24 protein-coding genes are annotated in these 16,434 nt (G+C 41.3%); 19 read left to right on the top strand and 5 right to left on the bottom strand.

Annotation, left to right across the window (positions count from 1 at the left end; genetic code table 11):
- Positions 1-29: 29 nt before the first annotated feature.
- A complete protein-coding gene (locus tag HJP15_RS18145) occupies positions 30-740 on the bottom strand; it encodes a YIP1 family protein (RefSeq protein ID WP_170174290.1) in 711 nt (236 codons plus the stop codon).
- A 168-nt stretch (positions 741-908) separates the two neighbouring features.
- On the opposite strand from HJP15_RS18145, the gene HJP15_RS18140 reads away from it, so the two are divergent.
- On the top strand, positions 909-1,802 hold the full coding sequence (locus tag HJP15_RS18140) for an aldo/keto reductase (RefSeq protein WP_170174289.1): 894 nt from the start codon (positions 909-911) through the stop codon (positions 1,800-1,802).
- A gap of 182 nt (positions 1,803-1,984) precedes the next feature.
- Here HJP15_RS18140 and HJP15_RS18135 read toward each other — a convergent pair whose 3' ends face one another.
- The 4 genes from HJP15_RS18135 to HJP15_RS18120 all read right to left on the bottom strand — a co-directional run bounded on the left by HJP15_RS18135 (position 1,985) and on the right by HJP15_RS18120 (position 4,790).
- The gene (locus tag HJP15_RS18135) at positions 1,985-2,662 is read right to left on the bottom strand and encodes a TorF family putative porin (protein ID WP_170174288.1); all 678 of its coding nucleotides are present in this window, start codon (positions 2,660-2,662) and stop codon (positions 1,985-1,987) included.
- Positions 2,663-2,951: 289 nt separating this feature from the next.
- Complete coding sequence (locus tag HJP15_RS18130; protein WP_054206412.1) at positions 2,952-4,115, bottom strand: hypothetical protein; 1,164 nt, start codon at positions 4,113-4,115, stop codon at positions 2,952-2,954.
- Between the two features lie 148 nt (positions 4,116-4,263).
- Complete coding sequence (locus HJP15_RS18125) at positions 4,264-4,464, bottom strand: helix-turn-helix domain-containing protein (RefSeq protein WP_170174287.1); 201 nt, start codon at positions 4,462-4,464, stop codon at positions 4,264-4,266.
- 8 nt (positions 4,465-4,472) lie between these two features.
- Positions 4,473-4,790, bottom strand: a complete 318-nt coding sequence (locus HJP15_RS18120) for a hypothetical protein (RefSeq protein WP_249365892.1) — start codon at positions 4,788-4,790, stop codon at positions 4,473-4,475.
- Between the two features lie 339 nt (positions 4,791-5,129).
- Between HJP15_RS18120 and HJP15_RS18115 the strand changes: the two genes are divergently transcribed.
- The 18 genes from HJP15_RS18115 to rplQ all read left to right on the top strand — a co-directional run bounded on the left by HJP15_RS18115 (position 5,130) and on the right by rplQ (position 15,825).
- Positions 5,130-7,064, top strand: a complete 1,935-nt coding sequence (locus HJP15_RS18115) for an AsmA family protein (protein ID WP_170174286.1) — start codon at positions 5,130-5,132, stop codon at positions 7,062-7,064.
- 282 nt (positions 7,065-7,346) lie between these two features.
- A complete protein-coding gene (gene rplN / locus HJP15_RS18110) occupies positions 7,347-7,715 on the top strand; it encodes a 50S ribosomal protein L14 (protein WP_002959498.1) in 369 nt (122 codons plus the stop codon).
- Between the two features lie 10 nt (positions 7,716-7,725).
- A complete protein-coding gene (rplX, locus tag HJP15_RS18105) occupies positions 7,726-8,040 on the top strand; it encodes a 50S ribosomal protein L24 (RefSeq protein WP_054206416.1) in 315 nt (104 codons plus the stop codon).
- A gap of 16 nt (positions 8,041-8,056) precedes the next feature.
- Positions 8,057-8,596, top strand: a complete 540-nt coding sequence (gene rplE, locus HJP15_RS18100; protein ID WP_054206417.1) for a 50S ribosomal protein L5 — start codon at positions 8,057-8,059, stop codon at positions 8,594-8,596.
- Between the two features lie 10 nt (positions 8,597-8,606).
- On the top strand, positions 8,607-8,912 hold the full coding sequence (rpsN, locus tag HJP15_RS18095) for a 30S ribosomal protein S14 (protein WP_054206418.1): 306 nt from the start codon (positions 8,607-8,609) through the stop codon (positions 8,910-8,912).
- A 21-nt stretch (positions 8,913-8,933) separates the two neighbouring features.
- Positions 8,934-9,326, top strand: coding sequence for a 30S ribosomal protein S8 (rpsH, locus tag HJP15_RS18090; protein ID WP_054206419.1), 393 nt, complete (start codon positions 8,934-8,936; stop codon positions 9,324-9,326).
- 13 nt (positions 9,327-9,339) lie between these two features.
- Positions 9,340-9,873, top strand: coding sequence for a 50S ribosomal protein L6 (gene rplF, locus HJP15_RS18085; RefSeq protein WP_054206420.1), 534 nt, complete (start codon positions 9,340-9,342; stop codon positions 9,871-9,873).
- 9 nt (positions 9,874-9,882) lie between these two features.
- Complete coding sequence (rplR, locus tag HJP15_RS18080; protein WP_054206421.1) at positions 9,883-10,233, top strand: 50S ribosomal protein L18; 351 nt, start codon at positions 9,883-9,885, stop codon at positions 10,231-10,233.
- Between the two features lie 9 nt (positions 10,234-10,242).
- A complete protein-coding gene (gene rpsE / locus HJP15_RS18075) occupies positions 10,243-10,749 on the top strand; it encodes a 30S ribosomal protein S5 (RefSeq protein WP_002959485.1) in 507 nt (168 codons plus the stop codon).
- Between the two features lie 3 nt (positions 10,750-10,752).
- The gene (rpmD, locus tag HJP15_RS18070; RefSeq protein WP_004589203.1) at positions 10,753-10,935 is read left to right on the top strand and encodes a 50S ribosomal protein L30; all 183 of its coding nucleotides are present in this window, start codon (positions 10,753-10,755) and stop codon (positions 10,933-10,935) included.
- A 5-nt stretch (positions 10,936-10,940) separates the two neighbouring features.
- Positions 10,941-11,375 carry a 50S ribosomal protein L15 gene (gene rplO, locus HJP15_RS18065; RefSeq protein WP_054206422.1) on the top strand — a complete coding sequence of 145 codons (435 nt, stop codon included), beginning with the start codon at positions 10,941-10,943 and terminating at the stop codon, positions 11,373-11,375.
- Between the two features lie 10 nt (positions 11,376-11,385).
- Complete coding sequence (gene secY, locus HJP15_RS18060) at positions 11,386-12,714, top strand: preprotein translocase subunit SecY (protein ID WP_054206423.1); 1,329 nt, start codon at positions 11,386-11,388, stop codon at positions 12,712-12,714.
- Between the two features lie 22 nt (positions 12,715-12,736).
- Positions 12,737-12,850, top strand: a complete 114-nt coding sequence (gene rpmJ / locus HJP15_RS18055) for a 50S ribosomal protein L36 (protein WP_002959476.1) — start codon at positions 12,737-12,739, stop codon at positions 12,848-12,850.
- Positions 12,851-12,975: 125 nt separating this feature from the next.
- Entirely contained in the window at positions 12,976-13,332 is a 357-nt protein-coding gene (gene rpsM, locus HJP15_RS18050) for a 30S ribosomal protein S13 (RefSeq protein ID WP_054206424.1), read from the top strand.
- A gap of 12 nt (positions 13,333-13,344) precedes the next feature.
- Positions 13,345-13,731, top strand: a complete 387-nt coding sequence (gene rpsK, locus HJP15_RS18045) for a 30S ribosomal protein S11 (RefSeq protein WP_002959471.1) — start codon at positions 13,345-13,347, stop codon at positions 13,729-13,731.
- 21 nt (positions 13,732-13,752) lie between these two features.
- Positions 13,753-14,373, top strand: coding sequence for a 30S ribosomal protein S4 (rpsD, locus tag HJP15_RS18040; RefSeq protein ID WP_016710205.1), 621 nt, complete (start codon positions 13,753-13,755; stop codon positions 14,371-14,373).
- 24 nt (positions 14,374-14,397) lie between these two features.
- Positions 14,398-15,384, top strand: a complete 987-nt coding sequence (locus tag HJP15_RS18035; protein ID WP_054206425.1) for a DNA-directed RNA polymerase subunit alpha — start codon at positions 14,398-14,400, stop codon at positions 15,382-15,384.
- A 39-nt stretch (positions 15,385-15,423) separates the two neighbouring features.
- Positions 15,424-15,825 (top strand): 50S ribosomal protein L17, encoded by a 402-nt coding sequence (gene rplQ / locus HJP15_RS18030; RefSeq protein WP_054206426.1) that lies wholly within the window; start codon positions 15,424-15,426, stop codon positions 15,823-15,825.
- Positions 15,826-16,434: the final 609 nt, after the last annotated feature.

Genomic DNA, 16,434 nt, shown 5'->3' with positions numbered 1-16,434 from the left:
TAGGCAGGCTATTACACCTGCCTTTATTTTTATACTAGAGCGATGATCGCCCAAATACCAAATATGACTACATTTGGTAAAGCAGCAAACAAAATAGCTTTATTCAAACTAAAGTTAGTCCAGCACTTTAAACCAATGGCTGCCAGTGCAATGCCCCAAACAGTAAATATACTAATGGCTTCTGTTAGCGAATAGAGAGAGTGACCAAGTGGTAGCCCTAAAATCAATTGATTAATCGAAGCGTAGTTAAAAATACTCATTGAAAGCTGATCCGTACTGGCTGTAAGTACTAAAGCTAATATACCCAAGCTTGAGATAACTGCTGGCATCATGGTCCAAACACCAAAACCATACCAAGCCCCATAGCTATGCTGAGCATCTGGATCTTGTTTGGAAACTAATAAATAGTAGCCGGCAATGAGCGCATTCATGATGATTATGGCAAAAAGGCCACCGCCAATTGCAAACCATACTTGGCTATCAATACTTTGCTCCATACTTTGGCGGATCATTTTTTGTTCACCAATCGTGGCATCAATACTGGCTGCGGCTACTTGCTCTTCTAGAATAAACTGTGAGTCCGCATTGGTATAAAATACGTATGTACTAATAACAAGTGCTGTAGCTATTAATGTAAAGGCAAGCCAAGACCAGCCTTTTGCGTCTTTTAAGCCATTAAAGGTTTTGCTTGGACTGATAAAAATATCAACACATGCTGATAGGGCGTTTGATGAGCTCATTGTTATTATTCCTTTATTAATCATTTATAGGTACAAATATTATTGCTATTAATACCTTATTAAGAGGGTAGAATAAAGCATAACTCATGTGTGATGAGAGTTAAATTGTAACGGCTTATTAACACAGGCTTAACGGCAAGGAAGTAAGCAATAACAGTAAGGTAAATTATGACTAACACAGAACGAAAAATAGATGAATTGGTACTTGGTTTTTGGCGGTTATTAGATTGGAAAATCTCTGCACAGCAATGCTTAAGCTTTCTAGAGCAAGCTATAGATGCAGGTGTAAAGCACACTGATCATGCTGATATTTATGGCGAGTATGGCTGTGAAGCGCAGTTTGGTAAGGTGTTGTTATTAAAGCCAAGCATTCGTGATGATATTAAAATTATTACCAAGTGCGGTATTAAGCCCGCATTTCCAAGCTTGGGGTTGGCGGGTCAGGCAAACCATTATGATTCAAGTGCGCGGCATATTATAGCTTCAGCGCAGCAATCCCTTAAGCATTTTAATACAGATCGTTTAGATGTATTACTTATTCATCGTCCCGATTATTTAATGAATGCCGACGAAATGGCCAAAGCATTTACTACCCTAAAGCAAAGTGGCGATGTGTTGGAATTTGGCGTATCTAACTTTACGCCATCGCAATTAAGCTTATTACAATCACGCTTGGATTTTGAACTAGTCACTAATCAAGTTGAGTTTTCACCCTATGAAATGAAAGCGCTGGATGATGGCAGTTTGGATCAATGCCAGCTACTTGATATCAAGCCTATGTGTTGGTCACCATTAGCAGGCGGGCGCATCTTTGCGGATAGCGATGATAAAGCCATTCGCTTGCGCCACGTACTTGAGCAAGTTGGCAGAGAAATTGGTGCAAGTTCAATAGATCAAGTTGTTTATGCGTGGTTATTAATGCATCCAAGCTCACCATCAGTGGTACTGGGCACGGGCAATATCAAACGTGTTGAGTCTGCGGTTGTAGCTAAACAATTAAAACTCAGCCGTGAGCAATGGTATCGGATTTGGCAAGGTTCAACAGGGCATAGTGTGCCATAAGTGCTGTAAGTTTTAAGCGCCCTGAGCGCTTGGTAAGCCTTGACATAAAATCTGAATTGAGTAGATTTTGGCTTACCGCTTACCGCTTACCGCTTACCGCTTACCGCTTACCGCTTACCGCTTACCGTGATCGAGAAAGGGCCTTGCGGCCCTTAGTGTTGCAGCAAGTAACACATTCTTTTTTATAAATTAAAATCGACAGAGTAAGCAACGTAAGCTTTTAAATCTGAGCCATCGATATCGTTATCAGACAGGCCAAGTGTAAAGCCATCTTTAGAGATTGAAATACCGTAGTCGATGATGTTGTCATCGCCTATAAAGTCACCTGAGTAATGGCCAACATGCAATGCCATTTCAGTCCCGTTACTACCAATAGCGAAGCCATAATCAGCGGTTAGGTATAAAGAGTCACTGAAGTCAGATCCATCACCACTTGCCGCGGACGTTGCCAAAATAGATGCACCAAAGCTGAAACCGCCCATGCTGAGGCTACCGTAAATTTCAGAAAAATCAGCGTCAGCAGATGATGCCGCATCAGGGTATGCGTAATAAATATAACCGACGTCATAACTGATATTTTCGTTAATATCGCCACCAAAGCCTGCATAAAAATCAAGTTCATAGGTCATTTCATCGGCCCAAGATGCATTGGATACCCAAGTACCTGCGTAAAAACCAGACTCGTTTACATAATCAATACCACCAGATATTGCAGCATCACCATTAGTTTGCTCTTGTCCACGCCATAAGTAGTTTGAAGTTGCTGCTACGTTAGCTGTTACTTCTGCATAAGCGGTTGTTGATGTTGTTCCCATTAATGCAAGCGCGCTTATAGCAATCACTGTTTTTAGTCTAATCATGTTTGGTATCCTGTTGTTATGCTGATTTATTGACTCGTAATTATTTTAGTTGGTTGCAGCCTATTAATTGGCGAGCCCTTTTAGTTGTCTAATAAGATATTAGCAGTGCTTGTGCCAAGTTGAATTGAAATTGCACATTTATATTTTTATCACTTTAAAAACAAAGAGGTGAATTTTTAGAGGGAAGAGGGTGGGTTGTATTAGGTAAGTATTACGCACTTTCTTGGTGCATAAAAAAACCCGCATGCACAAAACGATTGCAGCGGGTTTTTATCAATTTTAATGTAAATTAGCCAAAGATTGTGCGCATTAGGCTAATTGTTTCATTAACTCCACGGCCTTTTTGCACTTCGCTAATAATAGAATCACGTTTGGCACGAATATGCTCAGGCATATCCTCAGCAGCTAGAGCGCGATCAACTAATATTTCAGCTGATTCTTTACCGCGACGAACCTTTTTTGTGCCAGTGCTAGTTGCACGTTTAGGTTTGTTTAGTAGCTTAATGTAGTTAGAGTTCTCTGGTGTGTTTTTATCAGCATAATAAAATAAACAAGGCAGCAGTGCTTTAATCGCTACAAGCTGTTGGTCTAATTCACTTTCGCCATTTGCCATTTTAAACCAAGACATATTATTAATTGTTTGCACAATATCTTGCCAATAGCGTGCAAAGTCACGGTTATTTAATTTGGTAATAGCCAGAGCTGAACAAAGTGCATCTAAGCGAGTGTTATTAATTGGTGTAAATACATCAGGGCGACGCATTGCTAATAGGCGTGTTGCAGGTGCGAGAGTTGGTTTTTCATTACTTTCGTTAAACGCGAGTAAATATTTAACAACAAATTCTTGATAATCAGCTTCAGTTACTTCGCCTTCAAGCGGTATATGCGCGAGTGCATCATCAAATAATGCAGGCAGATCACCCAGCATCAAATGAAAACCTTTTGCGCTTTTTGTTGAACTAAACCATTCTACATCAAAATTGTAGTTACTAGGATCAAGAGACGAAGTGTGTTTACCGCTAAAAGCGAGTAAATCTTCAGGGATCATATCTTTTAATGTTTGTTCACGAATGCTTGCAATATAAGTTGTAAGGCGTAATTGCTCATCAAGCGCTAATACATCTTTATGTTGCTCTATAAAAACACTCACTACAGGCCAAGGGGCTACACGTAGAGTTTTTAACTGCAAAAAGCTAATCGCTGAAATTAATAAGTCATGGAGCTTTTTTAATACAGGTAATTGTGCGCTTTCAAGTAAGTCATAATTAATACGATCGCGACTAGCGTTGAGCAGTTCGTAACACCAACCTAAAAAGTCTTCAGGATGATTTTCTATTTTCACCGCCATTAGATTAAGGCTGAGCTCTGAAGCCTGCTTTAAGATATTTTGATAAATATGACCTTCTTGATCGCCTAATGCCATTTGTGAAGGTGAAATAAGCAGTTTTTTCATGCCGGACGGTACTCCAAGTATATACATTTTTTAGTTGTTTAATTTTAGCGCAAAAAGCCTAAAAACAACAGGGCTATGCATCATACCTAAGAATAAAGGGGATGCAATCTTGCTAATGCAAATCTACACAAGATTGCGTTTAAAGTGTTTAATCACCATCGTCAAGCGTAAAAAGATGCTCAACAGAGGTATTAAAGTGTTGTGCTATCTTCAATGCAATGATCACTGACGGTGTAAAGCGTAATGTTTCGATTGTGCTAATGGTTTTACGAGACACACTAATCGCATCGGCTAGTTCTTGTTGCGACAGTCCTGCAGCTTTGCGAAATTCAGCTATATGGTTGTGCACATTAACTCCTAATCACGGCTCTGCCAAAGCAATGAAGCGCCATAAACTAGGCACGTTATAGCCAAATAAAATGTCGCCATGACTGAATGTGGCACGTCACTGAGAAACGCTTCTGATGTGAAGAAAGTAAAACCCATGCTGCACATGAGTATTATGACTATATGCTTATAAGCAATGGTATCAATTGTATTTAGAAACTCATCTTTATAAGTGAGATTGCAATGCATCTTTCTGGTAAAACCGCCCTTCATTACAAACATAAAGAATGAGCCAAGAAAAGCAGCGCTTCCTGATAACAACAGCGGTACTGATGTATTGTCGAGCATAGGGTAACCACTGATAATTAGTAAAGTCACCCCCATAAATATAGAAAACTATGCATTATGACTCATAAATTTTTCTTCTGTTTTTATATCCTGTTGTTTCATAAAGTCCATCCTGTGAAAGTGATAATTTTATATTTTTGTAACCTACAGGTATCAATGTAACCTCAAGGTATCATTGGGTCAAGTTTTTTTTGTAACCTAAAGGTATCAAAATGTTTCAGTGACTATTCATGTCATTAATATAGACTGAGGAAAATTCATTTTTTACAGGCGGAGCAATGCTTTTGGGTCTTACTCCCGCTATTATAAGAACATCATTTGCACATTCGAAGGATCATCATGAAAACCCTACTCAAAGTAATTGGTGTAATAATCTTGCTGTTCGTAGCTTTAATCGTCGCGGCACCTTTTTTAATACCAACAGACGCAATCTTTAATAAAGTCTCGCTGCAGGTTGAACAAACCACAGGACGTACATTAACGATTAAAGGGGATAAAACATTATCGGTTTTTCCTTCATTAAAGCTTGAACTTGAAGATGTGCATTTTGCCAATATGAAAAGCGGCTCACGTGCAAATATGGCAAGTATGCAGCAACTTGCGATCCACATCCCATGGTTTTCATTATTTGGTGGTGAGCTGAAACTAGAGAAGTTTGTGATCAATGAGCCAGATATTCTACTTGAAACGGATAAAAACGGTAAAGCTAATTGGCAACTATTTGATGCGGTAGCAAAACCTGCTGAGCAACAGCAAAATGGTGATGCAGTTAAATTACCTGAAAATTTTGATATTTCGTTAGGGGAAGTGGCTATTTATGGTGGAAAGTTTGTTTACTTAGATGGAAAAACAGGGGTTAAGCAAGAAATAAACGACCTCGAACTAGCTATATTATTACCTTCACTTCATAAAACACTAGAAGTGAAAGGTGCCATTACCTACATGCAAGAACGTTTTGAGCTTGATGTGACGGTTGATAATCCGGCCAAAGTAATTAAAGGGGATACATTTAATGTAACCAAAAATATTACATCAAAGTTAGTAGATGTCGAATTTAAAGGTTCTATTGCAGGTCAAGGTAAGGATATTCAAGGTCAATTGGCACTTAGTGGTGACTCAGTTAAAGATATCGCCAAATGGCAAGGTGTTGACCTTAATGCGAAAGACAATGCCTTTAACGCATTTAGTGTTAGCGGTAAAATGCGTATGAAAGATGATAGGTTTAATTTATCTGAATTGATTGCTACATTGGATGAATTAGAGGTTAAAGGTAAAAGCGAGCTTAGCTTAGGTAAGCGTTTAGCTGTTAATGCTGATATAGATTTAGGCATGCTTGATTTAAACCCTTACTTACCTGAAGCGGTTGCTCAAACCGAAACTCCAGAATCTGCAAGTGATGCACCAGCACAGCCTATAGTTTGGGATAATACCAAAATGGATTTAAGTGGCTTAAATGCCCTTGATGCAAATATCGTGATCCGTTCAAGTGGATTAAAAGCAAATGAGATAAAACTTGGTGCAAACCAATTCACAGTAAACCTTAAAAATGCAGTAGCAAAAATTAGTCTTGATAAATTTGCAGCGTATAAAGGTAATGGCAAAGGCATAATAACGGTTAATGCAAAGCAAACGCCTTATAAAATCAGCACTAACTTTTCATTAGCTAAAATAGATGCACAACCTTTACTAACTGATGCCGCAGGTTTTGATAAATTGATCGGTAAGGGCTCACTTAATTGGGATTTATCGACGTCAGGGCAAAGTCAAAAAGACTTTATGGGGGCACTACAAGGTAAGTTAGCCTTTGAGTTTGCTGACGGGGCAATAAAAGGCGCAAATATTGCTGAAATGGTACGCAAAGGCAAAGAGCTTATAAAAGGCAACTTCGGCGCTGTCTCTGAAGGACTCGATACGGGCTTTGATAATTCACAGCAGACTGACTTTTCGGCGTTAACGGGTAGCTTTAATTTTACGAATGGCGTGGGTAAAAATACAGACTTGAGCTTATTGAGTCCATTGGTGCGCATTAGTGGTGAAGGGGATGTCAATTTGCCTGCTGCTACTGTTAACTATCGGTTAGTCACAGGTATCGTCGATTCACTTGAAGGTCAGGGCACGACTGATAATAGCACTGGCTTTAAAGTACCACTGCGTATCAAGGGGCCATTTCACGATGTTAGTATTAGTTTAGATGTGAGTAAAGCAGCTAAAGATGAAGTCAAAGAAAAAGCAAAAGATAAAATCAAAGATAAACTAAAAGGTTTATTTGGCTAACATTTACTGTATTTATTCGTAGATAAAACAATCAGGGTATAAAAATACCCTGATTGTTTTATAAACAGCTGTTAAATAGCAAAATATACTCCCCTCTAAGATTACCTAGTGCTGTAATTCTAAATTAATTAAAAAATAACCTATCGCTACCCCTTCAATGCTGGTACAATTGCCCGCCCTTAAGAGACAACACTGTTGTTTTTTGAGTGGTTTTTAATCTAAATGTCTTGATTTTAAACAAATTTAAGACAGTTTGTTATAACTACACCGGAGGTCATTAACATGATCCAAATGCAAACTCAGCTGGAAGTTGCTGATAACAGCGGCGCTCGCAAAGTGCAGTGTATAAAAGTCCTTGGTGGTTCACACCGTCGCTACGCAGCGATTGGCGATATCATTAAAGTTTCTGTAAAAGAAGCTATTCCTCGCGGTAAAGTGAAGAAAGGTGATGTTAAAAACGCGGTAGTTGTGCGTACCAGAAAAGGTGTTCGCCGTCCAGATGGTTCTTTGATCCGTTTTGACAGCAACGCGGCTGTTATCTTAAATGATAACTTGCAGCCAATTGGTACACGTATTTTCGGCCCTGTGACTCGCGAGCTTCGTAATGATAAGTTCATGAAAATCGTTTCACTAGCCCCAGAAGTACTGTAAGGAGCCAATCATGGCAGCAAAAATCCGTCGTGATGACGAAGTAATCGTACTAGCAGGTAAAGACAAAGGTAAGCGCGGCAAAGTGCTTTCAGTTGTTACTGAATCTGGTCGAATCTTTGTCGAAGGCATAAACTTGATCAAGAAACACCAAAAGCCGGTTCCACAATTGAACCAAGCTGGCGGCATTGTTGAGAAAGAAGCGTCTATGGATGCATCAAACGTTGCGATCTTCAACTCGGAAACGGGTAAAGCAGATCGTGTAGGTTTCAAGATTGAAGATGGTAAGAAATTACGTATCTTTAAATCTACTGGTAAAACTATCTAATAGTTGGAGTAGAATGATGGCGAAACTGCATGAAGTATATAAAGACACAGTAGTTGCTGAACTTCAAGAGAAGTTTGGTTTCAGCTCTGTCATGCAAGTCCCTCAGATCGAAAAGATCACATTGAATATGGGCGTGGGCGAAGCCCTAGCTGACAAGAAGATTTTAGATCACGCTGTTGCTGATCTAGCTGCAATCTCTGGTCAGAAACCTTTAATCACTAAAGCACGCAAATCTGTTGCTGGCTTTAAAGTGCGTGAAGGCTACCCGATTGGTTGTAAAGTAACCCTACGCGGCGAGCGTATGTGGGACTTTTTTGAGCGTTTGGTTTCAATCGCTATCCCACGTATCCGTGACTTCCGTGGTGTGAGTGCTAAGTCTTTTGATGGACGTGGTAACTACAGCATGGGCGTACGTGAACAAATCATCTTCCCAGAAATTGATTATGATAAAGTAGACCGTGTACGCGGTATGGATATCACAATCACTACATCTGCGAAAACAGATGAGGAAGGCCGTGCGTTGTTAGAAGCGTTTAACTTCCCATTTAAGAAATAAGGGTAGGGTTATGGCAAAGAATTCTATGAAAGCGCGCGAAGCAAAGCGCACTAAATTAGTTGCTCAGTTCGCTGAAAAGCGCGCAGCACTAAAAACTATCATCAGTGATGTGAAAACATCTGACGATGATCGTTGGGACGCAGTACTTAAGCTACAAGCTTTACCGCGTGATTCTAGCCCTGCACGTCAACGTAATCGTTGTAACATTACGGGCCGCCCACATGGTTACCTTCGCAAATTCGGCATGAGCCGTATTAAAGTTCGCGAAGCAGCTATGCGCGGTGAAATTCCTGGCCTTAAAAAGGCTAGCTGGTAATAGAATCACGGGAGTAAGACTATGAGCTTGCAAGATCCTATCGCGGATTTGTTCACACGAATTCGTAACGGTCAGTCAGCGAAGAAAGTATCTGTAACGATGCCTAATTCAAAGCTGAAAGTAGCATTAGCTAAAGTATTAAAAGATGAAGGTTATATCACTGATTTCGAAATCAATGGTGATGTTAAACCTGAGCTTTCTATCGAGTTGAAATACTTCGAAGGCAAAGCTGTTATTGAAAATATCCAGCGTGTTAGCCGCCCTGGTTTACGTATCTATAAGAGACGTGACGAATTACCAAAGGTAATGGGTGGTCTAGGTATCGCTATCGTATCAACTTCTAAAGGCCTAATGACAGACCGCGCCGCACGTAGTGCTGGTGTTGGTGGTGAAATCATTGGTTTTGTAGCTTAATCGGAGGGGAACTATGTCTCGCATAGCAAAGGCACCAATTAATGTTCCTGCCGGTGTAGAAGTTACATTAAAAGGCCAGGACATCACAGTTAAAGGCAAAAACGGCGAATTAACGCGTACTATCAACTCAGCTGTTGAAGTACAACTTAACGACAACGTTATTACAACTTTACCTCGTGAAGGCGTAGCCAATGCATGGGCACAAGCAGGTACTGCTCGCGCTCTTATCAACAACATGGTTGTTGGTACGCATGAAGGTTACGAGAAGAAACTTCAGTTAGTAGGCGTTGGTTACCGTGCAGCAGCAAAGGGTAAAGTTTTAGACTTAACTCTTGGTTTCTCACATCCAGTTAATTTCGCAGTTCCTGAAGGAATTACGATTGAAACTCCAAGCCAAACAGAAGTTCTAGTTAAGGGCGTAGATAAGCAGTTAGTTGGTCAAACAGCTGCTAACATTCGTGCATACCGTAAACCTGAGCCTTATAAAGGTAAGGGTGTTCGTTATTCAGATGAGAATGTACGCCGTAAAGAGGCTAAGAAGAAGTAAGGTAAGACGATGGATAAAAAAACAGCTCGTCTACGTCGTGCTAAACGCACTCGTAGAAATTATATTGAACAAGGCACAACGCGTCTTGTTATCCACCGCACGCCACGTCACATATACGCTCAAGTAGTTACTGCTGAGGGTAATGTACTGGCTGCTGCTTCTACTGTTGAAAAAGCTATTAGCGAAACAGTTAAAGGCACAGGCAACCTAGCAGCTGCGCAAGCAGTTGGTAAAGCGGTTGCAGAACGTGCGGCTGACAAAGGCATCGAAAAGATTGCTTTTGATCGCAGTGGCTTTAAATATCACGGCCGTGTGAAGGCGCTAGCTGATGCTGCGCGTGAAGCCGGTTTGCAATTCTAGGAGTAGACAATGGCTAACGTAGAAGCAAAGCAACAACAGCCTGATCTAGCTGAAAAGCTAATCGCGGTAAACCGTGTGTCTAAAGTAGTTAAAGGTGGTCGTATCTTTAGCTTCACTGCACTAACAGTAGTTGGTGACGGCGCAGGTAAAGTAGGTTTCGGTTATGGTAAAGCTCGTGAAGTTCCAGCTGCTATTCAAAAAGCAATGGAAAAAGCACGTCGCAACATGATCAACGTAGACCTAAATGGCAACACATTACAGCACCCTGTTAAAGGGCGTCATGCTGGCTCACTAGTGTTCATGAAACCAGCCTCTGAAGGTACTGGTATCATCGCAGGTGGCGCTATGCGTGCAGTACTTGAAGTGACTGGTGTGCAGAACGTACTTTCTAAATGTTACGGTTCTACTAACCCGATCAACGTTGTACGTGCAACGATCTCAGCTCTTGAGAATATGAATTCTCCTCAGTCGATCGCTGCTAAACGTGGTCTTCGAGTAGACGAGATTCTGGGGTAAACCATGGCTAATAAAACTGTAAAAGTAACACAAGTAAAGAGCTCTATCGGTCGTTTACCGAAGCATAAAGCTACATTACGCGGTCTTGGTTTACGTCGTATCAATCACACTGTTGAGTTAGAAGACACAGCATGTGTGCGTGGTATGATTAACCGAGTTTCATACATGGTTAAGGTTGAGGGGTAATTCGAATGCATTTGAATACACTTTCTCCTGCTGCAGGTTCTAAATCTGCTCCAAAACGTGTTGGTCGTGGTATCGGTTCTGGTCTAGGTAAGACTGGTGGTCGTGGTCACAAAGGTCAAAAGTCACGTTCTGGCGGTAAAGTACGCGTTGGTTTTGAAGGCGGTCAAATGCCTATGCAACGTCGTCTACCTAAGTTTGGTTTCACTTCTCGCAAATCTTTAGTATCTGCAGAAATAAACCTATACGAAATCGCTAAAGTAGAAGGCGATGTGGTAGACCTAAGTACGTTACAAGCAGCTGGTCTAGTTAAAAAGAACGTTCTGTTCGTTAAAGTTGTTAAATCTGGCGAAGTTTCACGCGCAGTTACTGTAAAAGGCCTTAAAGCCTCTAAAGGTGCTCGCGAAGCTATTGAAGCTGCCGGAGGCAAGGTAGAAGACTAAGGAAGTACTAATGGCTAAACCAGGTCAAGATATACAAAGTGCACAAAGTGGGCTTTCGGAATTGAAACGTCGATTACTATTCGTATTGGGCGCTATCATTATTTACCGTCTAGGTTCATTTGTGCCGATCCCTGGGATTGACGCCGCTGTACTTGCCGATTTCTTCGAGCAACAAAAGGGCACCATTGTTGAAATGTTTAACATGTTCAGCGGTGGTGCGCTTGAGCGCGCTTCAGTGTTAGCACTGGGTATTATGCCTTACATCACAGCTTCAATTATTACGCAACTATTAACGCATATGTATCCTCCGTTTATAGAGCTTAAGAAAGAAGGTGAACAAGGGCGTAAGAAAATAAGCCAGTACACACGCTATGGCACGCTTTTGCTTGCTACTATCCAATCAATCGGTATTGCCACAAGCTTACCGGGTATGATGGACGGGTTAGTTGTTAACCCTGGTATGGGTTTCTATTTCACCGCAGTGGTGAGTTTAGTAACAGGTACCATGTTCCTGATGTGGTTGGGCGAGCAAATTACTGAACGAGGTATCGGTAACGGTATTTCAGTTCTAATATTTGTTGGTATTGTAGCTAACCTGCCGTCTGCTATCGGTTCGACAGCCGAAATGGCGCGCCAAGGTGACATACATGTTTTAGCATTGTTATTGATTGCGGTAATCGTATTCGCTGTAACTTATCTTGTAGTATTCTTTGAACGTGGGCAACGTCGTATCGTCGTTAACTACGCAAAGCGTCAACAAGGTCGTCAAGTATTTGCTGCCCAAAGCACGCATTTACCACTGAAAGTTAATATGGCGGGTGTTATTCCACCAATCTTTGCTAGCAGTATAATACTGTTCCCTGGTACTATTGCCAGCTGGTTCGGTCAGGGTGAAGGTCCTGTCGCTGATGTGTTACAAGCTATTGCTTCAACGTTGACTCCAGGTCAGCCATTGTATGCATTAGTTTTAGCCGCAGCCATTATCTTCTTTTGCTTTTTCTATACAGCGTTGGTGTTTAACCCACGTGAAACAGCAGATAACCTGAAAAAATCTGGCGCATTTATCCCAGGTATTCGTCCAGGCGAGCAGACATCGAAATACATTGATAAAGTGATGACACGCCTGACATTGGCAGGTGCTTTGTATATAACCTTTATCTGTCTGGTGCCCGAATTCATGACGATGGCATGGCAAACGCCATTCTACTTCGGCGGTACATCAATTTTGATTATCGTTGTTGTCATCATGGACTTTATGGCACAAGTACAAACTCATATGATGTCTCATCAATATGATTCTGTGCTGAAAAAAGCGAACCTTAAAGGCTACGGTCGATAAGGTCAGTTTACGGAGTTGAGCAATGAAAGTACGTGCTTCCGTTAAGAAAATATGCCGTAACTGTAAAGTTATTAAACGTGCCGGTGTTGTACGTGTAATTTGCAGTGAGCCTAAGCATAAGCAAAGGCAAGGTTAATTAATAAGTCGTACAGGCTGAGGTTACTCGGCCTGTGTTTTCAGTAGTGATTTGGTCTTCGTTTGAGTATCCTTACGGGCTCTTCAAACAGATGATAACCGAATTCAAATATAGGAGATGTGTTAGTGGCCCGTATTGCTGGCATTAACGTCCCTGATCATAAACATGCAGTTATTGGTTTAACAGCTATTTATGGCATAGGTAAGACTCGCTCTAAGGCTATCTTAGTAGCGACTGGTATCGCCGAAACCACAAAAATCGGTGAACTTTCAGACGAAACACTTGATGTATTGCGTGAAGCAGTAAGCAAGTACACTGTAGAAGGTGACCTTCGTCGTGAAGTTACTTTGAATATCAAGCGCCTTATGGACCTTGGTTGTTACCGTGGCCTACGTCACCGTCGCTCTTTACCACTTCGTGGTCAAAGAACTAAGACTAACGCGCGTACCCGTAAGGGTCCTCGTAAGCCTATTAAGCGATAAGGGGATAGTATTATGGCTAAGACACCAATTCGTCGTAAAAAGGTTAAAAAGCAAGTTGCTGATGGTATGGCTCATGTTCATGCGTCTTTCAACAACACTATTGTTACAATTACCGACCGTCAAGGTAATGCACTATCATGGGCTACTGCCGGTGGTTCAGGTTTCCGTGGTTCACGTAAATCTACACCATTCGCTGCTCAGGTTGCTGCAGAGCGTGCAGGTACTGCTGCTCAAGAATACGGTTTAAAAAATCTAGAAGTTTTCATCAAAGGTCCAGGTCCAGGTCGTGAATCTGCTGTACGTGCTTTGAATGCTGCTGGTTACCGTATTACCAACATTACTGACGTGACGCCTATACCACACAATGGTTGTCGTCCACCGAAGAAACGTCGCGTTTAACAATAGGTTAGGAGAAATAACATGGCAAGATATTTGGGCCCTAAGCTCAAGCTGAGTCGTCGTGAAGGCACTGACCTGTTCCTTAAGAGCGGCGTAAGAGCTATCGACTCTAAGTGTAAACTTGAGACTGCACCTGGTCAGCACGGCGCTCGTAAAGGTCGCTTATCTGATTACGGTTTACAATTACGTGAAAAGCAAAAAGTACGTCGTATCTACGGTGTATTAGAAAAGCAATTCCGTAACTATTATAAAGAAGCTGCTCGCCTTAAGGGCAACACAGGTGAAAACTTGTTACAGCTTTTAGAGCAACGTTTAGACAATGTTGTATACCGCATGGGTTTTGCAAGCACACGTGCTGAAGCACGTCAGCTAGTAAGCCACAAAGCGGTTTTAGTTAATGGTCGTGTTGTGAACATTCCTTCATTCGTAATTACTCCAGAAGATGTAGTAGTTATCCGTGAAAAGTCTAAGACACAAGCTCGTATCATCGCTGCTCTAGAACTAGCCGAGCAACGTGAAAAACCGACTTGGGTTGAAGTTGACGGTAAGAAAATGGAAGGTAATTTTAAACGCCTACCTGAGCGTTCAGATCTGTCTGCGGACATTAATGAACAACTAATCGTCGAACTTTACTCTAAGTAAAGTTAAGAGTTAAGAGAGGATAAAATGCAGGGTTCTGTTACAGAATTTCTAAAACCAAGGTTAGTCGATATCGACGCTATAAACCCAACACGTTCTAAAGTTGTTTTAGAACCATTAGAGCGTGGCTTCGGTCATACGTTGGGTAATGCCTTACGCCGTATACTTCTTTCGTCTATGCCTGGTTGTGCAGTTACCGAAGTTGAAATCGACGGTGTGTTGCATGAGTACAGCGCGAAAGAAGGCGTACAAGAAGACATCATTGAAATTCTGTTAAATCTTAAAGGTCTAGCAGTAACTTTAGAAGGTAAAGATGAAGTTTTTCTTACCCTGACTAAGTCTGGTGTAGGCCCTGTGACTGCGGCAGATATTCAGCACGATGGCGATGTAACAATTGCTAACCCAGATCACGTTATTTGTCATTTAACGACAGATAGCAGCGCGATCAGCATGCGAATTCGTGTTGAACGCGGTCGTGGTTATGTGCCGGCATCTAGCCGTTTATCCTCTGATGACGATGAGCGTCCAATTGGTCGATTGTTGCTTGATGCATCATTTAGTCCAGTTGAACGTATTGCGTACTCGGTTGAATCAGCACGTGTTGAACAACGTACAGACTTAGACAAGTTAATCATTGATATGGAAACAAACGGCACTTTAGATCCTGAAGAAGCGATCCGCCGTGCGTCTACTATCTTAGCTGAGCAATTAGAAGCATTCGTAGATTTACGTGATGTTACTGAGCCAGAAGAGAAAGAAGAGAAGCCAGAATTCGATCCTATTCTACTTCGTCCAGTCGATGATCTTGAATTAACAGTACGTTCTGCAAACTGTTTGAAAGCCGAGCAAATTCAATATATCGGTGATTTAGTTCAGCGCACAGAAGTAGAGCTTCTTAAAACGCCTAACTTAGGTAAGAAGTCTCTAACTGAAATTAAAGACGTGCTAGCTTCACGTGGTCTTTCTCTAGGTATGCGCCTAGAAAATTGGCCACCTGCAAGCCTAGCTGAATAATCTAAATCACTATATTAGTTTAGTTAGAAGGATAGGGTCATGCGCCATCGTAAGAGTGGTCGTCAATTAAACCGTAACAGCAGCCATCGTAAAGCGATGTTCAGCAATATGGCAGGTTCTTTGGTGAAACACGAAATCATCAAAACTACATTGCCTAAAGCGAAAGAGTTACGTCGTGTAATTGAACCTTTAATCACACTGGCTAAGACTGACAGTGTAGCAAATCGCCGTTTAGCGTTTGCTCGCACGCGTGATAATGAAGTAGTTGGTAAATTGTTCAGTGAAATCGGTCCTCGTAACGCGGATCGCCCAGGTGGTTACACTCGTATTCTTAAGTGTGGCTTCCGTACTGGTGACAAAGCACCAATGGCTTATATTGAACTAGTAGGTCGCACATCTGCTACCGAAGAAGTTCAAGATGACGCGCAGTCTGCTGAGTAAGTCTTAAAGACACCAAAAAGCCGAGCTTATGCTCGGCTTTTTAATGCCTATAATTATATTCCTAATCTACTCCACCTATATTCACCATTTGTTTTTAACGTGTCTTCATGCCACATACTTATTTAACCACGTAGCATTTACTAATATATGAGATCCAACTAATGATCTAGCACCATTAAGATCATGCTATAAGGTTTATTCATTTATTCTCGTATTTAAAGCACTGCAAATAGACTTTATTTCCCAAGATTAGTGCTGTTTTTATACGTTTCGTTCAAATACTCAGCGAATAGCTAGTTTATTTAAGTTTTCATCAAAAAAGGGTTGATCTGTTTTTGGATCTCCCTATAATGCGACCCCACTGAGAAGGCAGACAGCAACGCTTAGCGGGGCAAGAGTTAATCAGTGAGTCGAGTAAAACTTGAGTTTGAATTTTTATAAAGTTTAAATTTAAGTATTGACAAAAAAAGTGGAAAGCGTAGTATGCGCAGCCCTAGCGAGATAAAGTTTAACTTTAATCGCAACGTTCTTTAACAATATAAAGCAATCATCTGTGTGGGCACTCGTACAGATTGAGTTCTAACAGCCGAACTTAGTTTACTAAGCAAG

This window comes from Pseudoalteromonas sp. NEC-BIFX-2020_002 (assembly GCF_013002825.1).
GTDB classification, from domain to species: Bacteria; Pseudomonadota; Gammaproteobacteria; order Enterobacterales; family Alteromonadaceae; genus Pseudoalteromonas; species Pseudoalteromonas neustonica.
Note: the sequence above shows the minus strand (reverse complement) of the source record. Positions and strands in the feature narration are given on the sequence as shown.